15 protein-coding genes are annotated in these 16,058 nt (G+C 61.0%); 10 read left to right on the top strand and 5 right to left on the bottom strand.

The annotated features are described in order from the left end of the window. Positions 1-9: 9 nt before the first annotated feature. Positions 10-624 carry an NAD(P)-dependent oxidoreductase gene (locus ACXR0M_RS13920; RefSeq protein ID WP_458832399.1) on the top strand — a complete coding sequence of 205 codons (615 nt, stop codon included), beginning with the start codon at positions 10-12 and terminating at the stop codon, positions 622-624. A 118-nt stretch (positions 625-742) separates the two neighbouring features. Here the strand turns inward: ACXR0M_RS13920 and ACXR0M_RS13915 are convergent, their stop codons facing one another. Beyond that, the gene (locus tag ACXR0M_RS13915; RefSeq protein WP_458832398.1) at positions 743-1,624 is read right to left on the bottom strand and encodes a LysR substrate-binding domain-containing protein; all 882 of its coding nucleotides are present in this window, start codon (positions 1,622-1,624) and stop codon (positions 743-745) included. A 225-nt stretch (positions 1,625-1,849) separates the two neighbouring features. Here ACXR0M_RS13915 and ACXR0M_RS13910 point away from each other — a divergent pair, with 225 nt between their 5' ends. The 6 genes from ACXR0M_RS13910 (at position 1,850) to ACXR0M_RS13885 (ending at position 9,252) form a co-directional block, all read left to right on the top strand. Then, on the top strand, positions 1,850-3,487 hold the full coding sequence (locus tag ACXR0M_RS13910) for a 5-guanidino-2-oxopentanoate decarboxylase (protein WP_458832455.1): 1,638 nt from the start codon (positions 1,850-1,852) through the stop codon (positions 3,485-3,487). Further along, complete coding sequence (locus ACXR0M_RS13905; RefSeq protein WP_458832397.1) at positions 3,484-4,935, top strand: aldehyde dehydrogenase family protein; 1,452 nt, start codon at positions 3,484-3,486, stop codon at positions 4,933-4,935. The genes ACXR0M_RS13910 and ACXR0M_RS13905 overlap by 4 nt, the downstream gene beginning before the upstream one ends. A 217-nt stretch (positions 4,936-5,152) precedes the next feature. After that, on the top strand, positions 5,153-6,256 hold the full coding sequence (locus ACXR0M_RS13900) for an ABC transporter substrate-binding protein (RefSeq protein ID WP_249490619.1): 1,104 nt from the start codon (positions 5,153-5,155) through the stop codon (positions 6,254-6,256). Positions 6,257-6,428: 172 nt separating this feature from the next. After that, positions 6,429-7,337, top strand: coding sequence for an ABC transporter permease (locus tag ACXR0M_RS13895; protein WP_458832396.1), 909 nt, complete (start codon positions 6,429-6,431; stop codon positions 7,335-7,337). Next, the gene (locus tag ACXR0M_RS13890) at positions 7,334-8,182 is read left to right on the top strand and encodes an ABC transporter permease (RefSeq protein WP_458832395.1); all 849 of its coding nucleotides are present in this window, start codon (positions 7,334-7,336) and stop codon (positions 8,180-8,182) included. Before ACXR0M_RS13895 ends, ACXR0M_RS13890 begins: the two co-directional genes overlap by 4 nt. 14 nt (positions 8,183-8,196) lie before the next feature. After that, positions 8,197-9,252 carry an ABC transporter ATP-binding protein gene (locus ACXR0M_RS13885; protein ID WP_458832394.1) on the top strand — a complete coding sequence of 352 codons (1,056 nt, stop codon included), beginning with the start codon at positions 8,197-8,199 and terminating at the stop codon, positions 9,250-9,252. 862 nt (positions 9,253-10,114) lie between these two features. On the opposite strand, the gene ACXR0M_RS13880 is transcribed toward ACXR0M_RS13885, so the two are convergent. Next, a complete protein-coding gene (locus ACXR0M_RS13880) occupies positions 10,115-11,044 on the bottom strand; it encodes an AraC family transcriptional regulator (protein ID WP_458832393.1) in 930 nt (309 codons plus the stop codon). 428 nt (positions 11,045-11,472) lie between these two features. On the opposite strand from ACXR0M_RS13880, the gene ACXR0M_RS13875 reads away from it, so the two are divergent. Both ACXR0M_RS13875 and ACXR0M_RS13870 read left to right on the top strand, forming a co-directional pair. Further along, on the top strand, positions 11,473-11,826 hold the full coding sequence (locus ACXR0M_RS13875) for an antibiotic biosynthesis monooxygenase family protein (protein WP_458832392.1): 354 nt from the start codon (positions 11,473-11,475) through the stop codon (positions 11,824-11,826). A 43-nt stretch (positions 11,827-11,869) separates the two neighbouring features. Beyond that, a complete protein-coding gene (locus tag ACXR0M_RS13870; RefSeq protein ID WP_458832391.1) occupies positions 11,870-12,112 on the top strand; it encodes a hypothetical protein in 243 nt (80 codons plus the stop codon). A gap of 6 nt (positions 12,113-12,118) precedes the next feature. On the opposite strand, the gene ACXR0M_RS13865 is transcribed toward ACXR0M_RS13870, so the two are convergent. Beyond that, positions 12,119-12,748, bottom strand: a complete 630-nt coding sequence (locus ACXR0M_RS13865) for a flavin reductase family protein (RefSeq protein WP_458832390.1) — start codon at positions 12,746-12,748, stop codon at positions 12,119-12,121. Between the two features lie 263 nt (positions 12,749-13,011). Continuing rightward, on the bottom strand, positions 13,012-13,287 hold the full coding sequence (locus tag ACXR0M_RS13860) for a hypothetical protein (RefSeq protein WP_458832389.1): 276 nt from the start codon (positions 13,285-13,287) through the stop codon (positions 13,012-13,014). Between the two features lie 331 nt (positions 13,288-13,618). Here ACXR0M_RS13860 and ACXR0M_RS13855 point away from each other — a divergent pair, with 331 nt between their 5' ends. Beyond that, positions 13,619-14,374 (top strand): COG4705 family protein, encoded by a 756-nt coding sequence (locus ACXR0M_RS13855; RefSeq protein WP_458832388.1) that lies wholly within the window; start codon positions 13,619-13,621, stop codon positions 14,372-14,374. Positions 14,375-14,481: 107 nt separating this feature from the next. Here ACXR0M_RS13855 and ACXR0M_RS13850 read toward each other — a convergent pair whose 3' ends face one another. After that, positions 14,482-15,801, bottom strand: coding sequence for an MFS transporter (locus tag ACXR0M_RS13850; RefSeq protein ID WP_007965880.1), 1,320 nt, complete (start codon positions 15,799-15,801; stop codon positions 14,482-14,484). Between the last annotated feature and the right edge of the window lie 257 nt (positions 15,802-16,058).

Raw genomic sequence — 16,058 nt, 5'->3', positions numbered from 1 at the left:
GAGAATGTCATGAGCAAGATCGCAATCATTGGTGCCACCGGCCGTGCCGGTAGCCAACTGCTGGAAGAAGCCCTGCGTCGCGGCCACAGCGTTACCGCTATCGCCCGCGATACCTCGAAGATCGGCGCGCGTGCCGGTGTGGTCAGCAAGAATGTCGATGTGCTGGATGCCGCCGCGTTGCAGGACGCTGTCGCTGGTAACGATGTAGTCATCAGTGCTGCGCATTTCGCCACGGTGCCGGCCAGTGCGCTGATCGGCCCGGTGAAACAGGCCGGGGTGAAGCGTTTGCTGGTGGTCGGCGGTGCCGGTTCGCTGTTGCTGCCGGACGACACCCGGGTGATCGACAGCGCCGGTTTCCCCGCCGAGTACAAAACCGAGGCCAGCGCTGGCGCGGCGTTTCTTGATGCCTTGCGCCAGGAGAAGGAGCTGGACTGGACCTTCCTGTCGCCGTCGGCCGAGTTCGTCGAAGGTGAGCGCAGCGGCACCTTCCGCGTCGGCAAGGATCATTTGCTGTTCAGCGCTGAAGGTCGCAGCTGGATCACCTTTGCCGACTACGCGATTGCCCTGATCGACGAAGTGGAAACACCGAAGCACTCGCGTCAGCGGTTTACCGTCGGCTACTGACCTGCAAACACAACCTGTGTAGGAGCTGCCGAAGGCTGCGATCTTTTGACTTTGCTTTGAAAAAACAAGATCAAAAGATCGCAGCCTGCGGCAGCTCCTACAGGGGATTTGTGTTGTTTCAGCGGGTGTGTGCTTGTTCTACCAGCCAGATCATCAACTCTTCCAGTTGTGGCGAGGTCTCTGCGCCTTGCGGCATCACCACGTAGTAACCCAGCCCCGTCTTCACCTTCAGATCAAACGGCATCACCAGCCGCCCCGCGCGCAGGTCATCGCCGATCAACGACCAGTCACCAATCGCCACCCCCGTCCCGTGCGACGCCATCGACATCGCCTGATCCAGCGTCTCGAAATGCTGCCCCGTGTCGACGTTGCTCAACTGCAGTTCGGCAGCGCTGAGCCACACGCTCCAGTCCTGAGTATCGGAAGTCGGATGCAGCAGCAGATGCTGTTGCAGGTCGGCCGGTTCGTTCAGCGTCGGCGAGCCTTGCAATAACGTTGGCGAACATACCGGCGTCAGTTGTTCGTCGAACAGGTGCAGCGCGGTCGATGAGTTGTCCGGGGGCGTGCCATAGATCACCGCTGCATCGAACTGCTCGCGTTGAAAATCCACGCCATGGGCCAGGCTGGCGGTCAGTTTGACCGGCACGTCCGGGCGTTCCTTCTGCCATTGCAGCAGACGCGGCACCAGCCAGCGCATCACGCAGCTGGGTGCCTTGAGCTGCAGGGTTTCGCGCTTCAGACCGATCTGCTCGGTGGCTTCGCTGATCAGGCCGAAGACCTTTTCCACCCGAGGCAGCCATTCACGTCCTTCGGCGGTCAGCTCCAGACCTCGCGCCCGACGAATGAACAACTCGTACCCCAGATGATCCTCCAGCCCGGCGATCTGCCGGCTTACCGCGCCCTGAGTGATGTGCAACTGTTCGGCGGCCCGGGTGAAGTTGCAGCACTGCGCGGTGATCAGAAACGTGTGCAGGGCGGGCAGGGGAGGCAGTCGCTTCATGTGGATCCAAGGTATGACGTGAGGACATGGCTAGTATGAGCTTTTATCGATTGTTGCCGCTACCTGCCGCCCGTTCAATGGGGCCATTACCGGATCCCTGTGGGAGCGGGCTTGCTCGCGAATGCGTCGGCACATCCGCCATGGATGTAACTGATCCACCGCTTTCGCGAGCAAGCCCGCTCCCACAAGGCCCCGATGTCTCAATTGAAAGAGAAGGGCAAATACATGGCGACGTGTGGCGAAGTACTGGTCAAGTTACTCGAGAATTATGGGGTCGAGCAGGTGTTCGGCATTCCCGGGGTGCATACCGTGGAGCTGTATCGCGGGCTGGCCCGTTCGAGCATCAACCACGTCACCCCGCGCCACGAGCAAGGCGCCGGTTTCATGGCCGACGGCTACGCCCGCACCAGCGGCAAACCGGGTGTGTGCTTCATCATCACCGGCCCGGGCATGACCAACATCACCACTGCCATGGGCCAGGCCTACGCCGATTCGATCCCGATGCTGGTGATCTCCAGCGTGCAGACCCGCAGTCAGCTGGGCGGCGGGCGCGGCAAGCTGCATGAGTTGCCGAATCAGAGTGCATTGGTCGGCGGCGTGGCGGCGTTCTCTCACACGCTGATGTCGGCGTCCGAATTGCCGGGTGTGCTGGCCCGTGCGTTCGCGCTGTTCCAGGCCGGGCGTCCGCGTCCGGTGCACATCGAAATTCCGCTGGACGTGCTGGTTGAAGAAGCCGACGAACTGCTCACCAGCGTGCCGGTCAACATCAACCGCGCCGGTGCCGCGCCGGCCGCTGTGAGCCGCATGAGCGAATTGCTGGCCGGCGCCCAGCGTCCGCTGATCCTCGCCGGTGGCGGCGCCATCGACGCGGCTGCCGAGCTCACCGAGCTGGCTGAGCTGCTCGACGCACCGGTGGCGCTGACCATCAATGCCAAAGGCCTGTTGCCGTCCAGCCATCCGCTGCTGATCGGTTCGACACAAAGCCTGGTCGCCACCCGTGCTCTGGTGGCTGACGCCGACGTGGTGCTGGCGATCGGCACCGAACTGGCGGAAACCGACTACGACGTGACCTTCGCTGGCGGTTTCGAGATCCCCGGCAAGTTGCTGCGCATCGACATTGATGCCGACCAGACCGTGCGCAATTACCCGCCGCACGTGGCGCTGGTGGCCGACTCGCGCAACGCGGCACAAACGCTGCTCAGCGCGCTGTCGCACAAACCGCTGGCCGAACGCCGCAACGATTGGGGCCAGGTACGCGCCGCCCGGCTGCGTGAAGACCTGGCCGCGACCTGGGATACAGCGACTCTGGCCCAGACTCGTTTCCTCGAAACCGTGTTGCACGAGCTGCCAAATGCAGTGTTCGTCGGTGACTCCACGCAACCGGTGTACACCGGCAACCTCACGTTCAACCCGGAACGACCACGGCGCTGGTTCAACTCGTCCACCGGTTACGGCACCCTCGGTTATGCGTTGCCGGCGGCGATCGGCGCGTGGCTCGGCGGCAACCTCGAACACGGCGCACGTCCGCCGGTGGTGTGCCTGATCGGCGATGGCGGTCTGCAATTCACCCTGCCGGAACTGGCCAGCGCGGTCGAAGCACGCACTCCGGTGATCATCCTGCTATGGAATAACCAGGGTTACGAAGAGATCAAGAAATACATGGTCAACCGCGCCATCGAGCCGGTAGGGGTCGATATCTACACCCCGGACTTTATCGGAGTGGCCAAGGCCCTGGGGTGCGCCGCCGAGGCGATCAGTTCGGTTGCACAACTGCGCAGTGCGCTGCGTGCCGTAACCGATCGTCAGGGGCCGACCCTGATCGAAATCGACCAGAACCAGTGGATGCAGGCGGTGGCCCAATGATCAATTTCCCAACCACACTCGATGGCTTGTACATCAATGGCCAATGGTCGGCCGGCCGCGAGCATCTGCGGGTGATCAACCCGGCCACCGAAGCGCTGCTGACCACGGTCAATGGCGGTGATGAACGTGCGGTTGATCTGGCGGTGAGCGCCGCTACGGCAGCGTTCAGCGACTGGTCGAAAACCAGCGGTGTCGAGCGCGGTGCGATCCTGCGCAACATCGCCAACGGCGTGCGCAACGGCCGCGAACATTTGATGAAGTTGCAGTCGAGCAACAACGGTAAACCGCAGTTCGAAGCGGGTATCGATGTCGACGATGTGATCGCTACGTTCGAGTACTACGCCGAACTCGCCGAAGGCCTCGACGCCCAACTCGACAGCGACGTCGCGCTGCCCAGCGACGATTTCAGCGCACGTCTGCGCCGCGAACCGAGCGGTGTGGTCGGGCTGATCGTGCCGTGGAATTTCCCGATGGTCACCACCGCGTGGAAACTCGCGCCAGCTCTCGCCGCCGGTTGCTGCGTGGTGCTCAAACCGTCGGAGGTCACGCCGCTGCCGGAGCTGGAACTGGCGGCGATCATCGCCGAATCCGGTCTGCCCAACGGCGTGTTCAATCTGGTCTGCGGCACCGGTCTGGCGGTCGGTGCACCGCTGTCGGCGGACCCGCGTGTCGCGAAGATTTCCTTCACCGGCAGCAACGCGGTCGGCGTGCAGGTGATGCAGCGCGCCGCCGAAACGGTGAAGGGCGTGAGCCTTGAACTGGGCGGCAAATCCTCGCTACTGATTCTGGAAGATGCCGACCTTGATCTGGCGGTGGAGCTGGCCTGCGGTGGCGGTTTCTTCAACGCCGGTCAGATGTGCTCGGCCACCAGCCGGGTGCTGGTCGCTGATGAGCTGGCGGAGGAATTCCTTGAGCGTCTGCAAAAACGTGCGCAAGCAATTCGCGTGGCTGATCCATTCGATCCGGATGTAGAGATGGGCGCGCTGGTCAATCAGGCGCAATACCAGCGCGTGCTCGGCCACATCGACCGTGGTCTGAGTGCCGGGGCCAGGCTGATCTGTGGCGGCAATCGCCCCGCCGAGCTGCCGCGCGGATATTTCTTGCAGCCGACGATCTTCACCGACGTGCCCCTCGACAGTGCGCTGTGGTGCGAAGAGATTTTCGGCCCGGTGATCTGCGTGCGCAGTTTTGCTACGGAGGCTGAAGCGATTGCCCTGGCCAATGACAGTCAGTTCGGTCTGGTCGCCAGCGTGGTCACGCGTAACGCCGAGACCGCAGATCGGGTCGCCAACGCCTTGCAGGCGGGGCTGGTGTGGCTCAACGCGCCGCAGGTGATCTTCCCGCAGACCGCATGGGGCGGCTACAAACAGAGCAGCATCGGCCGCGAGTTGGGGCCGTGGGGCCTGGCGGCCTTTCAGGAAATCAAGCACGTGATCCGCGCGCTCTGAATGCCCGAAAAAGGTCAGCGCATGCCTCGCGACGAGGCATGCATCGGCGTCATGGCTCCAATGAGTTTTTATCGATAGTCAGGTGTTTTGCACGACCTCAGGATGAACCCGCAGACCATGCCCAAGCCCTTTGAAACCGGGCGCTTGGGCAATTCCGGTCAGGCAGATGCAAGGGTTGCGATCAGTCTCATACTTAAAAGAATAATGGGAGTCCTCAATGGGCGAGCACGATCTGAACAGGCGTCAATTCATCAAAACCGTCGGCGTGGCCTCGGTGGCTGCGGCGGCCATGAGCATGCCCTTCATCCGGGCCAGTGCCAGCGACACCCGCTTTGCCGGCAAGACCCTGCGCCTGCTGACCTGGTCCGATGACACAGGCCTGGCCGCACTGCGCAACATCGCTGCAACGTTCGAAGCCAAAACCGGCGCCAAGGTGATTGCCGACCGCACCGGCAGCACTTCGGAAATGGTCGCCAAACTCAAGGCCGGCGGTGACCGTCCGCAGTACGACATCATCACCCTGGCCGGGGTCGGCGCCGAAGGCCTGGCCGCTGCCGGGCTGCTGGAAAAACCCGATCTCAACCGTATTCCCAACCTGGTCGACGTTCCGGAAAAATACCGCACCGGGGCCAACGGCCACGGCATCGGTTACCTGCTGTGGTGCAACAGTCTGGTCTACAGCACCCGCACCCAGAAAGAAGCGCCGGACAGTTACGCCGCGCTGTGGGACGCCGATCTGGCACCGAACATTTTCCTCCCGCCGCCGAACTGGACCGAGGCCATGGACCTGATCATCATCGCCGCGAAACTGGCCGGTGGTGACGAGCACAACATCGAGCCGGGCTTCAAGAAACTCGCGGAGTTGAAAGACCGCGTGGTGACCCTGGGCGAAAACCCGAACCAGATCGCCGAGCTGTTCCGTACCGGCTCCCTGGACATGGGCGGCCTCTATGCCCCGGCATTTTTCCCCAAGCAGATCCGCGATCCGAACTACGGCCTGGGCGCCACGTTCGGCATGAAGGAAGGTTTCTATACCGACCTGATGCTCTCGGTGATGCCGAAGAACCGTCCGGGCGACACCGACCTGGCCTACGCCTTCATCGACCACTCCCTCGACCCGCTGGTGCAGGGCAAGATGGCCGAAGACATCTTCAACGGCCCGGTCAACGCCAAGGCGATCATCTCTGCCGAAGCACGCAAGAGCCCGTTCATCCTCACGCCGGAGCAGATCGCGGAGAAGGCGATCATGCACGACAACGCCTTCCTGGCGACCGTGCATGACCAGTGGATTCGTCGCTACACGGAAATTTTTTCTTCCTGATCCGAAACACCACAAATCCAATGTGGGAGCGGGCTTGCTCGCGAATGCGTCGGCACATCCAACATCAATGTGACTGATACACCGCTTTCGCGGGCAAGCCCGCTCCCACAGGGTTCGCGGTGGTTTGGAGATCTGTGTTTGTCTGCTGTTTTCCATTGACGAGATCATTGCTATGGAACATCAATCCCTGACCCGAGCGGTCGGCGCGGGTGACGCGCGCCCGACGCGCGGTGTTTCGCCGACCGCGCGGGCGTGGTTTTTCCTCACGCCGTCGATGCTGTTTCTCGGCGTGCTGATTGCCGCCAGCCTGCTGGTGCTGCGCATGAGCGTCGGCAGCAAAGGCGCGGAGTGGTCCGGGTTCAGCCTGGCCAGTTACGCGCAGTTGCTCGAACCCTACTACCTCAAATCGTTGTTGCTGACCTTGCGTCTGGCGCTGATCAGCGCGGTGATCGCGGTGCTGCTGGCGATCCCGGTGGCGTACACCATGTCGCGCCTGACGTCGCCGTTCGTGCGGCGGATCTTTCTGGCGGCGGTGTTGTTGCCGTTGCTGGTCAACCTGCTGCTGCAAAGCTACGGCTGGCTGGTGATCCTCGGCCCCGGCGGCATGCTCAATCAGACCTTGATGGGCCTCGGCCTGATCAAGCGTCCGATCATGTTGCTGTACAACCAGAACGGCGTGTTGATGGGCCTGGTGCAGACCGCGTTCCCGCTGGCCGTGCTGCCGATTGCCAGCGCCATGCGCGGTGTCGCCCGCAGCTACGAAGAAGCGGCCGCGACCTTGGGTGCCAGCCGTTTTCAGGTGTTCCGTCAGGTGGTGTTGCCGATGAGTCTGCCGGGGATCATCACCGGCGCGACCCTGGTGTTCGCCTACAACGCCAGCAGCTTCGTGGTGCCGCTGTTGCTCGGTGGCCGACGCGTGCCGATGCTCGCGGTGATGGTGCATGACCAGATCGCCCCGCTGATGAACTGGCCCGCCGCATCCGCTGCCGGGGTGGTGCTGATCGTCACCACGCTGGCCATCATGACCTTGTCCGAATACATCACCGGCCGCCGTCGCCGTCTGCTGGAGGCTTCGCAATGAGTGCCCTGATCAAGAAGCGTCAGTCGCTGTTGCCGGGCGACACCGGCAAGTTGGCCGGCATCCTCTCCGGGATCATTCTGTTCCTGGCCGTGCTGCCGATCCTGACGATGATCGTGATGTCGTTCAGCGGCGCGTCGAACCTCGATTTCCCGCCGAGCAGCTACAGCCTGCAATGGTACAAGGCGGCGTGGCACACCTTCGTCGCGCCCGACGCCAGCGATGTGCTGAGCCTCGGCCAGGCCATGGGCACCAGTTTGCTGGTGGCGTGCCTGACGATGATTTTCGCGACGCTGATCGCGGTGCCGGCGGCCTACGCGCTGACCCGTTGCGAGTTCCGTGGCAAGAGCGTGGCGTTGCAGCTGATGTCGCTGCCGCTGGTGTTTCCGATGGTGGTGCTGGGGCTGGCTTTGCTGCTGGTGTTCGACAGCCTGCCGTTCCACATGACCACCTCGCGGCTGGTGATCGCCCACGTGATTCTGGCGCTGCCGTTCGTGGTGAAAAACTGCACGGCGGCCATGCTTTCCATCGGCAGTGAAGTCGAAGAGGCGGCGCAGATGCTCGGCGCCTCGCCGTTGCGCGCCATTGTCGACGTGGTGGTGCCGTTGATGAAGTCGGGGATTCTGGCGGGGATGCTGCTGGCGTTCATCGTCTCATTCAACGAGTTCACCGTGACCTATTTCCTTTACACCATCGACGTCATGACCGTGCCGATCTGGATGTACAGCCGCACCGTGTCATCGCTCGACCCTACCGTGTTCTCGTTTGCCGTGCTGATCGTGCTGATCGACTTCGTGCTGATCTGGGCATTGGAGAAGCTGGTCGGTGAAGGCGGCGTTTCCTTTTGATTGTGAGGTGCAACATGACTGGACTGATTCTGGAAAACGTCGAGAAACACTACGGCTCGGCCTGTGCGGTGCAAGACGTGAACCTGCATTTGCCTGAGGGCAAACTGGTGTGCTTCCTCGGCCCGTCGGGCTGCGGCAAGACCACGCTGCTGCGCATGATCGCCGGGCTGGAAACCCTCACCGGCGGCGAAATCCGCCTGGACGGCGTGGACATCGGCCATACCCCGGCGCACCTGCGCAACTTCGGCATGGTGTTTCAGTCGCTGGCATTGTTCCCGCACATGACCGTGGGCGAGAACATCGCTTATCCGCTGAAACTGCGTGGTGTGAGCAAGGCCGATCAACAGGCACGGGTGGTGGAGTTGCTGGAGCTGATCCAGCTGCAACCGATGATCGATCGTCCGGTGGCCAAGCTGTCTGGCGGTCAGCGTCAGCGAGTGGCGATTGCCCGGGCGATCGCTTCGCACCCGAAAATCCTGTTGCTCGACGAACCGCTGTCGGCGCTGGACGCCAAGTTGCGCGAGTCGATGCAGGTGGAAATCCGCCAGCTGCAACAACGCCTGAACATCACCACCATCATGGTTACCCACGATCAGCGCGAGGCCATGACCATGGCCGATATCGTGGTGGTGCTGGGTGAGCATCGAGTGCAGCAGGTGGGTACGCCGATTGAAATCTATCGACACCCGGCCAACGAATTCGTCGCGGACTTCATCGGCTCCGGCAACATCTTCCCGGCCACGGCGCTGGGCGATGGCAAAGTCGTGCTGCCGGGCGGCGATGCCCTGCAAGTACCGATCTGCAGCAGCATCGTGGTCGGGCAGAAAGTGAAGATGCTGATCCGCCCCGAAGACCTGCAACTGTCCGCGCCCCAGGCCACGGCGGGCAATCGTCTGCTGGGCAAGGTGACGTTCGTGCGGGATATCGGCGCGACGATCGAGACCACGGTGGAATGTTCCGGGGTGACCTTCACGGCGCTGAGCACGCCGTGTCAGGGGATCGGGTTGGGGATCGGGCATCCGGTGTCGGTGACGTTGCCGAGTGAGGCGTGTCGGGTGTTGGGCGCTTGATTGCGTTTCAGCTCAAAATCGCTCCCTCACCCCAGCCCTCTCCCGGAGGGAGAGGGAGCCGACCGAGGTGTCTGGCGATTAACGTCGACCTGAAAGATCCAGTCGATTATGAATTCAAAGCCGATCGTTCAGGTCGGTGTACTTCGTGAATATCCTCGGTCAGTCCCCTCTTCCGGAGGGAGAGGGAGCCGACCGAGGTGTCTGGCGATTAACGTTGACCTGAAAGATCCAGTCGATTATGGATTCAAAGCCGATCGTTCAGGTCGGTGTACTTTGTGAGTATTCCTCGGTCAGTCCCCTCTCCCGGAGGGAGAGGGAGCCGACCGAGGAGTCTGGCGATTAACGTCGACCTGAAAAATCCAGTCGATTATGGATTCAAAGCCGATCGTTCAGGTCGGTGTACTTCGTGAATATTCCTCGGTCAGTCCCCTCTCCCGGAGGGAAAGGAGCCGACCGAGGAGTCTGGCGATTAACATCGACCTGAAAGAGCCAGTCGATTATGGATTCAAAGCCGATCGTTCAGGTCGGTGTACTTCGTGAACATCCTCGGTCAGTCCCCCCTCCCGGAGGGAGAGGGAGCCGACCGAGGTGTCTGGCGATTAACGTTGACCTGAAAGATCCAGTCGATTATGGATTCAAAGCCGATCGTTCAGGTCGGTGTACTTTGTGAGTATTCCTCGGTCAGTCCCCTCTCCCGGAGGGAGAGGGAGCCGACCGAGGAGTCTGGCGATTAACGTTGACCTGAAAGATCCAGTCGATTATGGATTCAAAGCCGATCGTTCAGGTCGGTGTACTTCGTGAATATTCCTCGGTCAGTCCCCTCTCCCTTTGGGAGAGGGTTAGGGTGAGGGGGCTTTTGAATTCACACCGAAAGCCGTAACCGCGCCAGATCGCGCAATGGCGGCGCGCCGAACAAGCGGCTGTACTCGCGGCTGAATTGCGACGGACTTTCATACCCGACCCGATAGCCCGCCGCCGATGCTTCCAGCCCTTCGGTGAGCATCAGGCGCCGCGCCTCTTGCAGGCGCAACTGCTTCTGATACTGCAGCGGACTCATCGCGGTCATCGCCTTGAAGCGGTGATGCAGGGTCGAGACGCTAAGATTCACTTCCCGGGCCAGATCATCGATGCGTAGCGGTTGTTCGAAGTTGCCGTTGAGCCATTTGATCGCCTGGCTGATGCGGTGGCTCTGGCTGTTGGCAATCGCGATTTCATACAGACGATGGCCCTGCGGGCTGCGCAGCAGGCGATAGAGAATCTCCCGGCGGATCAGCGGCGCGAGCATGGCGATGTCTTTCGGCGTGTCGAGCAGCCGGGCCAGACGCAGCACCGCGTCGAGCATCGCGCTGTCGATCTTTTCCACATACAGGCCACGCCCGGTCGGCCGGGTCGGTACGCCCATGGGGCCGGCCTCGGCGATCAGCGCGGTGATTTCCGCCGGGTCGATGTCTAGGCGCACGGCGAGGATCGGCTCTTCCGGCGAGACATTCACCACCCGGCCGCTAAGTGGCATCGAGACTGAGACCACCAGGTAATTCAGCGGGTCGTAATTGAAGTACTCATCCGCCAGTCGCACCTCCTTGCGCCCCTGCGCCATGATGCACAGCGCCGGTTGCGCGAGCACCGGGGCGAAATTGTGGGACTGGGTGTGGCGCGACATGAACAGCGAGCCGACGGCGGTCTGGTAACTGCCGTCGTCGGTGGTGTTGCGGCGGATGATCGCCGCCAGTTCGGCGCGCTGTTTTTCCATGTCGGCATCGGCCGGGGTCTGGAAACGATCGAATGACGTCATGTGCGGCTTCCTCGGCAAGGGAGGGGAATGGAGCCAAGCTTATGTTTGTGCAAGCGCGGGTGGTAGACACATCCTGTCGAATGCTTGCCTGATTCTGCATCGGGTTGATTTGCGCCCCGGTTATCAGCCTGTGGTCGCCTTATGATTCCGAAGATCGAAACCCCTGTAGGAGCTGCCGAAGGCTGCGATCTTTTGATTTTAAAGGCGAAAGTCAAAAGATCGCAGCCTTCGGCAGCTCCTACACAAAACGCGTATGACAGACGTGTGACGCAGGTTTGCCAGTTATTGCAGACGATCAGGCAAGTCTCGCAGGATTGTGCAACGCAGCGGCAGGAATCGACTAACGGCGCAGAGTGCCCGGCCCTTAACCTTGGACCCTGTCGCAGCCCGTCCCCCGGCTGCCACGCGACTCCCTGGGAGGGTTGAACATGTCCAAGCAGATTCCCGTCAGTCATATGGCCTTTGTTCGAGCGCGCGCCGGACGCTCCGCCGAACTGGGTGTACGTCTCAGTGCCTTGATCGAACCGTCATGCAACGCCCCCGGTTGCCTGAACTTTGCCCTGCAGCAATCGCAATGCGATCCGGACCTGTGGCTGGTCTCTGGTTTCTGGAGTCATCAACAGGCGATGACCGCGTATTTCAACAGCCCGTCGATGCAGATCTTTGCCGAATTGGTCCAGGACCTGGTGGTCAACAGCCTGGATTTCCACACCTTCAAAGAGGTCTCGGCGGCGCAGGCCCTCGGCCAATGCCCGGCACCGATACACAAACTCGCCGGTTGAGGGTTTAATGTCCGGCTTATTGGTCTGAGCCAGGATGTGTGCCATGGCACGTAAAGAGTTCGAACACTTCGAAGCAGTCTCCGCAGTCGTCCCCGTCGAGTTGGGCGGCAACAAGGGTTATCACGCGGCAATCGCGGTCAAGGCCCTGGTCGATGGCGGTGCGCCACGCTTTCACAAACTGTTGGGTGATCAGGTGTTCCCCGGCGCCATCGCTGCCGATGACGCGGCGACCCGGGAGCTGGAACGTCTGCAGGGCGTCACGGCTGACGCCGAGCTGATCTGGTAACTGCGGTTATTTGCTGGCGCCCGGACGCCACATCTTGAACAGGGCTTCCGGGCCCAACTGGAAATAATCCGCCGGCCCGCCGCCACGCAGAATCGGTTCTGCCGCGGCGGTGTCGTAGATCCCGTCCTTCAACAGCCACTTGGCGATATGCACGGCGACCACTTCGCCGAGAATCAGCCAGCTCGGCACGGTTTCGCCATTGGCGCGTTGCAACTGAATGATCTGCGTGACCTTGCACTCGAAGGACACCGGGCTTTCGGCCACCCGTGGCACGGCAATTACCTTCGACGCCAGCGGCGTCAGCCCCGCCAGTTCAAACTCGTTGACCTCAGGCGCGACCATCGCGCAACTCTGGTTCATCTGCTCGGCCAGCGGCCGGGTGGCGAGGTTCCAGACGAATTCGCCGGTCTGTTCGATGTTGTTCAGGCTGTCTTTGCGCCCGACGCTGGAAAACCCGATGATCGGCGGAATGTAGTTGAAGGCGTTGAAGAAGCTGTACGGCGCAAGGTTAAGCCGGCCATCGGCATCCTGCGAAGAAATCCAGCCGATGGGCCGCGGGCCGACGATGGCGTTGAACGGATCGTGGGGCAGACCGTGGCCGTTGGCGGGTTCGTAGAAGTGGATGTCATCGGACATGGCTGGGGGTTCCTGGAGGGCGTTTGTAGACGGCCAATAGTGCAAGGCTGAAACAGCATTTTCCAGTCACACAAAGATATTCCGGTTGATGCAATCCCCCATGTGGGAGCGGGCTTGCTCGCGAATGCAATCTTTCAGTTGCCGCAGTAGTTGACTGATCCACCGCTTTCGCGAGCAAGCCCGCTCCCACAGGAGGATATTTGTCATCCCACCAGAAATGACTAAGCCCGGCATGAGCCGGGCTGTAGAGGGACCGTTGATATTCAGCTGATGGCTGCAGCGGTGCCGGTTTTTTCGAAGCCGTCAGCCGCGATGGCGTTGGCGGTACCGGTTTTGTCGAAGCCATCGGCGGCCACGGTTTTGCCGGTGTTGGTTTTATCGAAACCGTCAGCGGCGTAAGTGCCTGCGTGGCTGGTTTCGATGGCGGCGCTGGCGCCGGAAATGAAGTCGGCGGAACCGGTTTTGTCTGAGCCATCAGCGGCGAAGGTGTTGGCGGCCAGTACGGACAGGGTCAGCGCGAGGATCAGTTTGGTTTTCATGTCAGTGACTCCAGAAGGATTGGCGATGTGTCTTGCTTGGGTTTAATGCTACGCCAACTAAGTTGATTAAAAAGCGCAAATTAATGCTAAAAACAATCGATTAAGTTGATGTTAAGGCCGGCGCATTGTTTTGGCTTTCAAAACGCCGCGCAGGTCATCGATCAGGTAGTGGCAGGATGCGGGGGCGGCATTAATCGAGGATTAATCAGTCTTTTCGCGGGATGACAGATTTTTCATCTATTGCCGACCGGTTTTTCACCGGTGCAAGGCCAGTCTGCACGCGGCCAGAAAACCAAGAAAACGGCCGCTACCCACTGGAGCTTTGCTTGCGATGAATAAACTGCCTCAAATCACCTTGGCGTTCTGGGTCATGAAGATCTGCGCGACGACCCTCGGGGAAACCGCCGGAGATCTGCTGTCGATGACGCTCAACGTCGGGTACGCCCTCAGCTCGCTGATCCTGATCAGCGTGTTCGTGCTGACGTTGATCACTCAGTTGATGGCCAAGACCTACAAGCCGCTGCTGTACTGGATCGTGATTCTGTCCACCAGCACCGCCGGCACCACCATGTCCGACTTCATGGACCGCACCCTCGAACTGGGTTACGCCACCGGCTCGATGATCCTGATTGCGATTCTGCTGGCGATCTTCGCGGCCTGGCGCCTGAGTGGCGATTCGCTGAACGTGAGCAAGGTGCAGACCTTCCGCGGCGAAATGTTTTACTGGATGGCGATCCTGTTCTCCAACACCCTGGGCACCGCGTTAGGCGACTACCTGGCCGATGATTCGGGCCTGGGTTTTGCCGGTGGCGCACTGTTGATCGGCTCGACCATTGCCGTGGTCGTGGCGCTCAAATACTTCACGAAGATTTCAACCGTGGTGCTGTTCTGGGTGGCGTTCGTGCTGACCCGGCCGTTCGGTGCGACCTTGGGCGACTTGATGACCAAGTCCCACGAAAAGGGTGGCCTGGACTTCGGCACCATCGGCTCGTCGGCGGTGCTGGCGGGGATTCTGCTGGTGATGATTGTCGGCGCGTCGTATGCACAGAAGCGCTATGGCAAGCCGCCGGTGGCCGGGTTGACTTGATAATCGGTTGAAGCGAAAAGATCGCAGCCTCCGGCAGCTCCTACAGGTGGAATGTATTTCCCTGTAGGAGCTGCCGAAGGCTGCGATCTTTTGCTTTTAAGGCCTGATCAGTCAGTCACGATCCGCGAGTGTTTCTGCGTGTCTTTCATGGTGATGTACACCAGCAGCGACACTGCGATGCACGCAGTCACGTACCAGTAGTAACCGGTTTCCATGCCGATGCTCTTGAACCACAGTGCGATGTATTCGGCGGTGCCGCCGAAGATCGACACGGTGAGTGCGTACGGCAGACCGACGCCCAGCGCGCGGATTTCGGTGGGGAACAGCTCGGCTTTCACCACCGCGTTGATCGAGGTGTAGCCGCTGACGATGATCAGTGCCGCCATGATCAGGAAGAACGCGCCCCACCAGGTCTGGATGGTGTGCAGGGTCATCAGGATCGGTACGGTGAAGATTGTGCCGAGCACGCCGAAGGCGATCAGGATCGGGCGCCGACCGATTTTATCGGACAGGCCACCGATGATCGGTTGCAGGCACATGAACAGGAACAGCGTGGCGGCGGAAATGGTGGTCGAGTCGGAGATGCTCATGCCGACGGTGTTCACCAGGTATTTCTGCATGTAGGTGGTGTAGGTGTAGAACGCCAGCGTACCGCCCATGGTCAGGCCGACCACGGTCAGCAGTTCTTTGGGGTGACGCATCAAGGTGCGCATCGCGCTTTCTTTGGATTTTTCTTTCTTGGTGAACGACTCGGTTTCTTCCATGCCGCGACGCAGGTACAGCGCGACGATCGCGCACAGCGCGCCGATGGCAAACGGAATGCGCCAGCCCCACGCATACAGCTGCTCGGTGGTCAGCATGTTCTGCAGCACGATCAGCACGCCCAGCGCGATGAGCTGGCCGGAGATCAGGGTTACATACTGGAAACTGGAGAAGAAACCGCGACGCTCCCTGGTCGCCATCTCCGACAGATAGGTCGCCGAGGTGCCGTACTCGCCGCCCACCGACAGGCCTTGCAGCAGTCGCGCGAACACCAGCAGGATCGGTGCGCCGATGCCAATGGTTTCGTAGTTGGGGCTCAGGGCGATCAACAGGGAGCCAAAGCACATCAGGTAGACCGAGGCCATCAAGGCTTTCTTGCGACCGACCTTGTCGGCGTACAGGCCCATCAGCCAGCCACCGATCGGGCGCATCAGGAAGCCCACGGCGAAGATCGCGGCGGTGTTCATCAGTTGGGCGGTGGTGGAACCTGCCGGGAAGAAGGTCTTGGCGAAGTACAGCGAGAACGCGGCGTAGACGTACCAGTCGTACCACTCGACCATGTTGCCGACAGAACCGCTGAAGATCGATTTGATCCGGCTGGCGGTGGTTCTTTCTTTGGCGGGCGCAGCGGCCGACCCAAGGGGCAGGGCGTTGGAGTTATCCATTGAAGGATCCTTCGTTTAATTGTTTTTGTGGAGCGCGTCAGAACGCAGCCTGCAGGGGCTATAGCAGGAGCTGTGCCAACGGGGAGAGGGCCGGTTTAGAGGGATTGGCCGGAGCGTGTGAGCGGAAATCCGCTTATGGCTGGATTCGGGTGAGCGGAAAATCGCTCATTCAGGCCGATGGATTATCGTTAACTGCACCGGCCTCTTCGTCGGATCGCCGCCCGGACCAAGCCCGCTCCCACAGTGGTCGGTGATGT

This window comes from Pseudomonas sp. Eth.TT006, from assembly GCF_054456575.1.
This window is presented reverse-complemented; position numbering and strand designations above follow the sequence as displayed.

Coding starts and splice junctions, on each gene's coding strand:
- ACXR0M_RS13900 (WP_249490619.1), top strand. CDS start 5,153: ATGGGCGAGCACGATCTGAACAGGCGTCAATTCATCAAAACCGTCGGC.
- ACXR0M_RS13910 (WP_458832455.1), top strand. CDS start 1,850: ATGGCGACGTGTGGCGAAGTACTGGTCAAGTTACTCGAGAATTATGGG.
- ACXR0M_RS13850 (WP_007965880.1), bottom strand. CDS start 15,801: ATGGATAACTCCAACGCCCTGCCCCTTGGGTCGGCCGCTGCGCCCGCC.
- ACXR0M_RS13915 (WP_458832398.1), bottom strand. CDS start 1,624: ATGAAGCGACTGCCTCCCCTGCCCGCCCTGCACACGTTTCTGATCACC.
- ACXR0M_RS13890 (WP_458832395.1), top strand. CDS start 7,334: ATGAGTGCCCTGATCAAGAAGCGTCAGTCGCTGTTGCCGGGCGACACC.
- ACXR0M_RS13860 (WP_458832389.1), bottom strand. CDS start 13,287: ATGAAAACCAAACTGATCCTCGCGCTGACCCTGTCCGTACTGGCCGCC.
- ACXR0M_RS13870 (WP_458832391.1), top strand. CDS start 11,870: ATGGCACGTAAAGAGTTCGAACACTTCGAAGCAGTCTCCGCAGTCGTC.
- ACXR0M_RS13880 (WP_458832393.1), bottom strand. CDS start 11,044: ATGACGTCATTCGATCGTTTCCAGACCCCGGCCGATGCCGACATGGAA.
- ACXR0M_RS13920 (WP_458832399.1), top strand. CDS start 10: ATGAGCAAGATCGCAATCATTGGTGCCACCGGCCGTGCCGGTAGCCAA.
- ACXR0M_RS13865 (WP_458832390.1), bottom strand. CDS start 12,748: ATGTCCGATGACATCCACTTCTACGAACCCGCCAACGGCCACGGTCTG.
- ACXR0M_RS13875 (WP_458832392.1), top strand. CDS start 11,473: ATGTCCAAGCAGATTCCCGTCAGTCATATGGCCTTTGTTCGAGCGCGC.
- ACXR0M_RS13885 (WP_458832394.1), top strand. CDS start 8,197: ATGACTGGACTGATTCTGGAAAACGTCGAGAAACACTACGGCTCGGCC.
- ACXR0M_RS13855 (WP_458832388.1), top strand. CDS start 13,619: ATGAATAAACTGCCTCAAATCACCTTGGCGTTCTGGGTCATGAAGATC.
- ACXR0M_RS13905 (WP_458832397.1), top strand. CDS start 3,484: ATGATCAATTTCCCAACCACACTCGATGGCTTGTACATCAATGGCCAA.
- ACXR0M_RS13895 (WP_458832396.1), top strand. CDS start 6,429: ATGGAACATCAATCCCTGACCCGAGCGGTCGGCGCGGGTGACGCGCGC.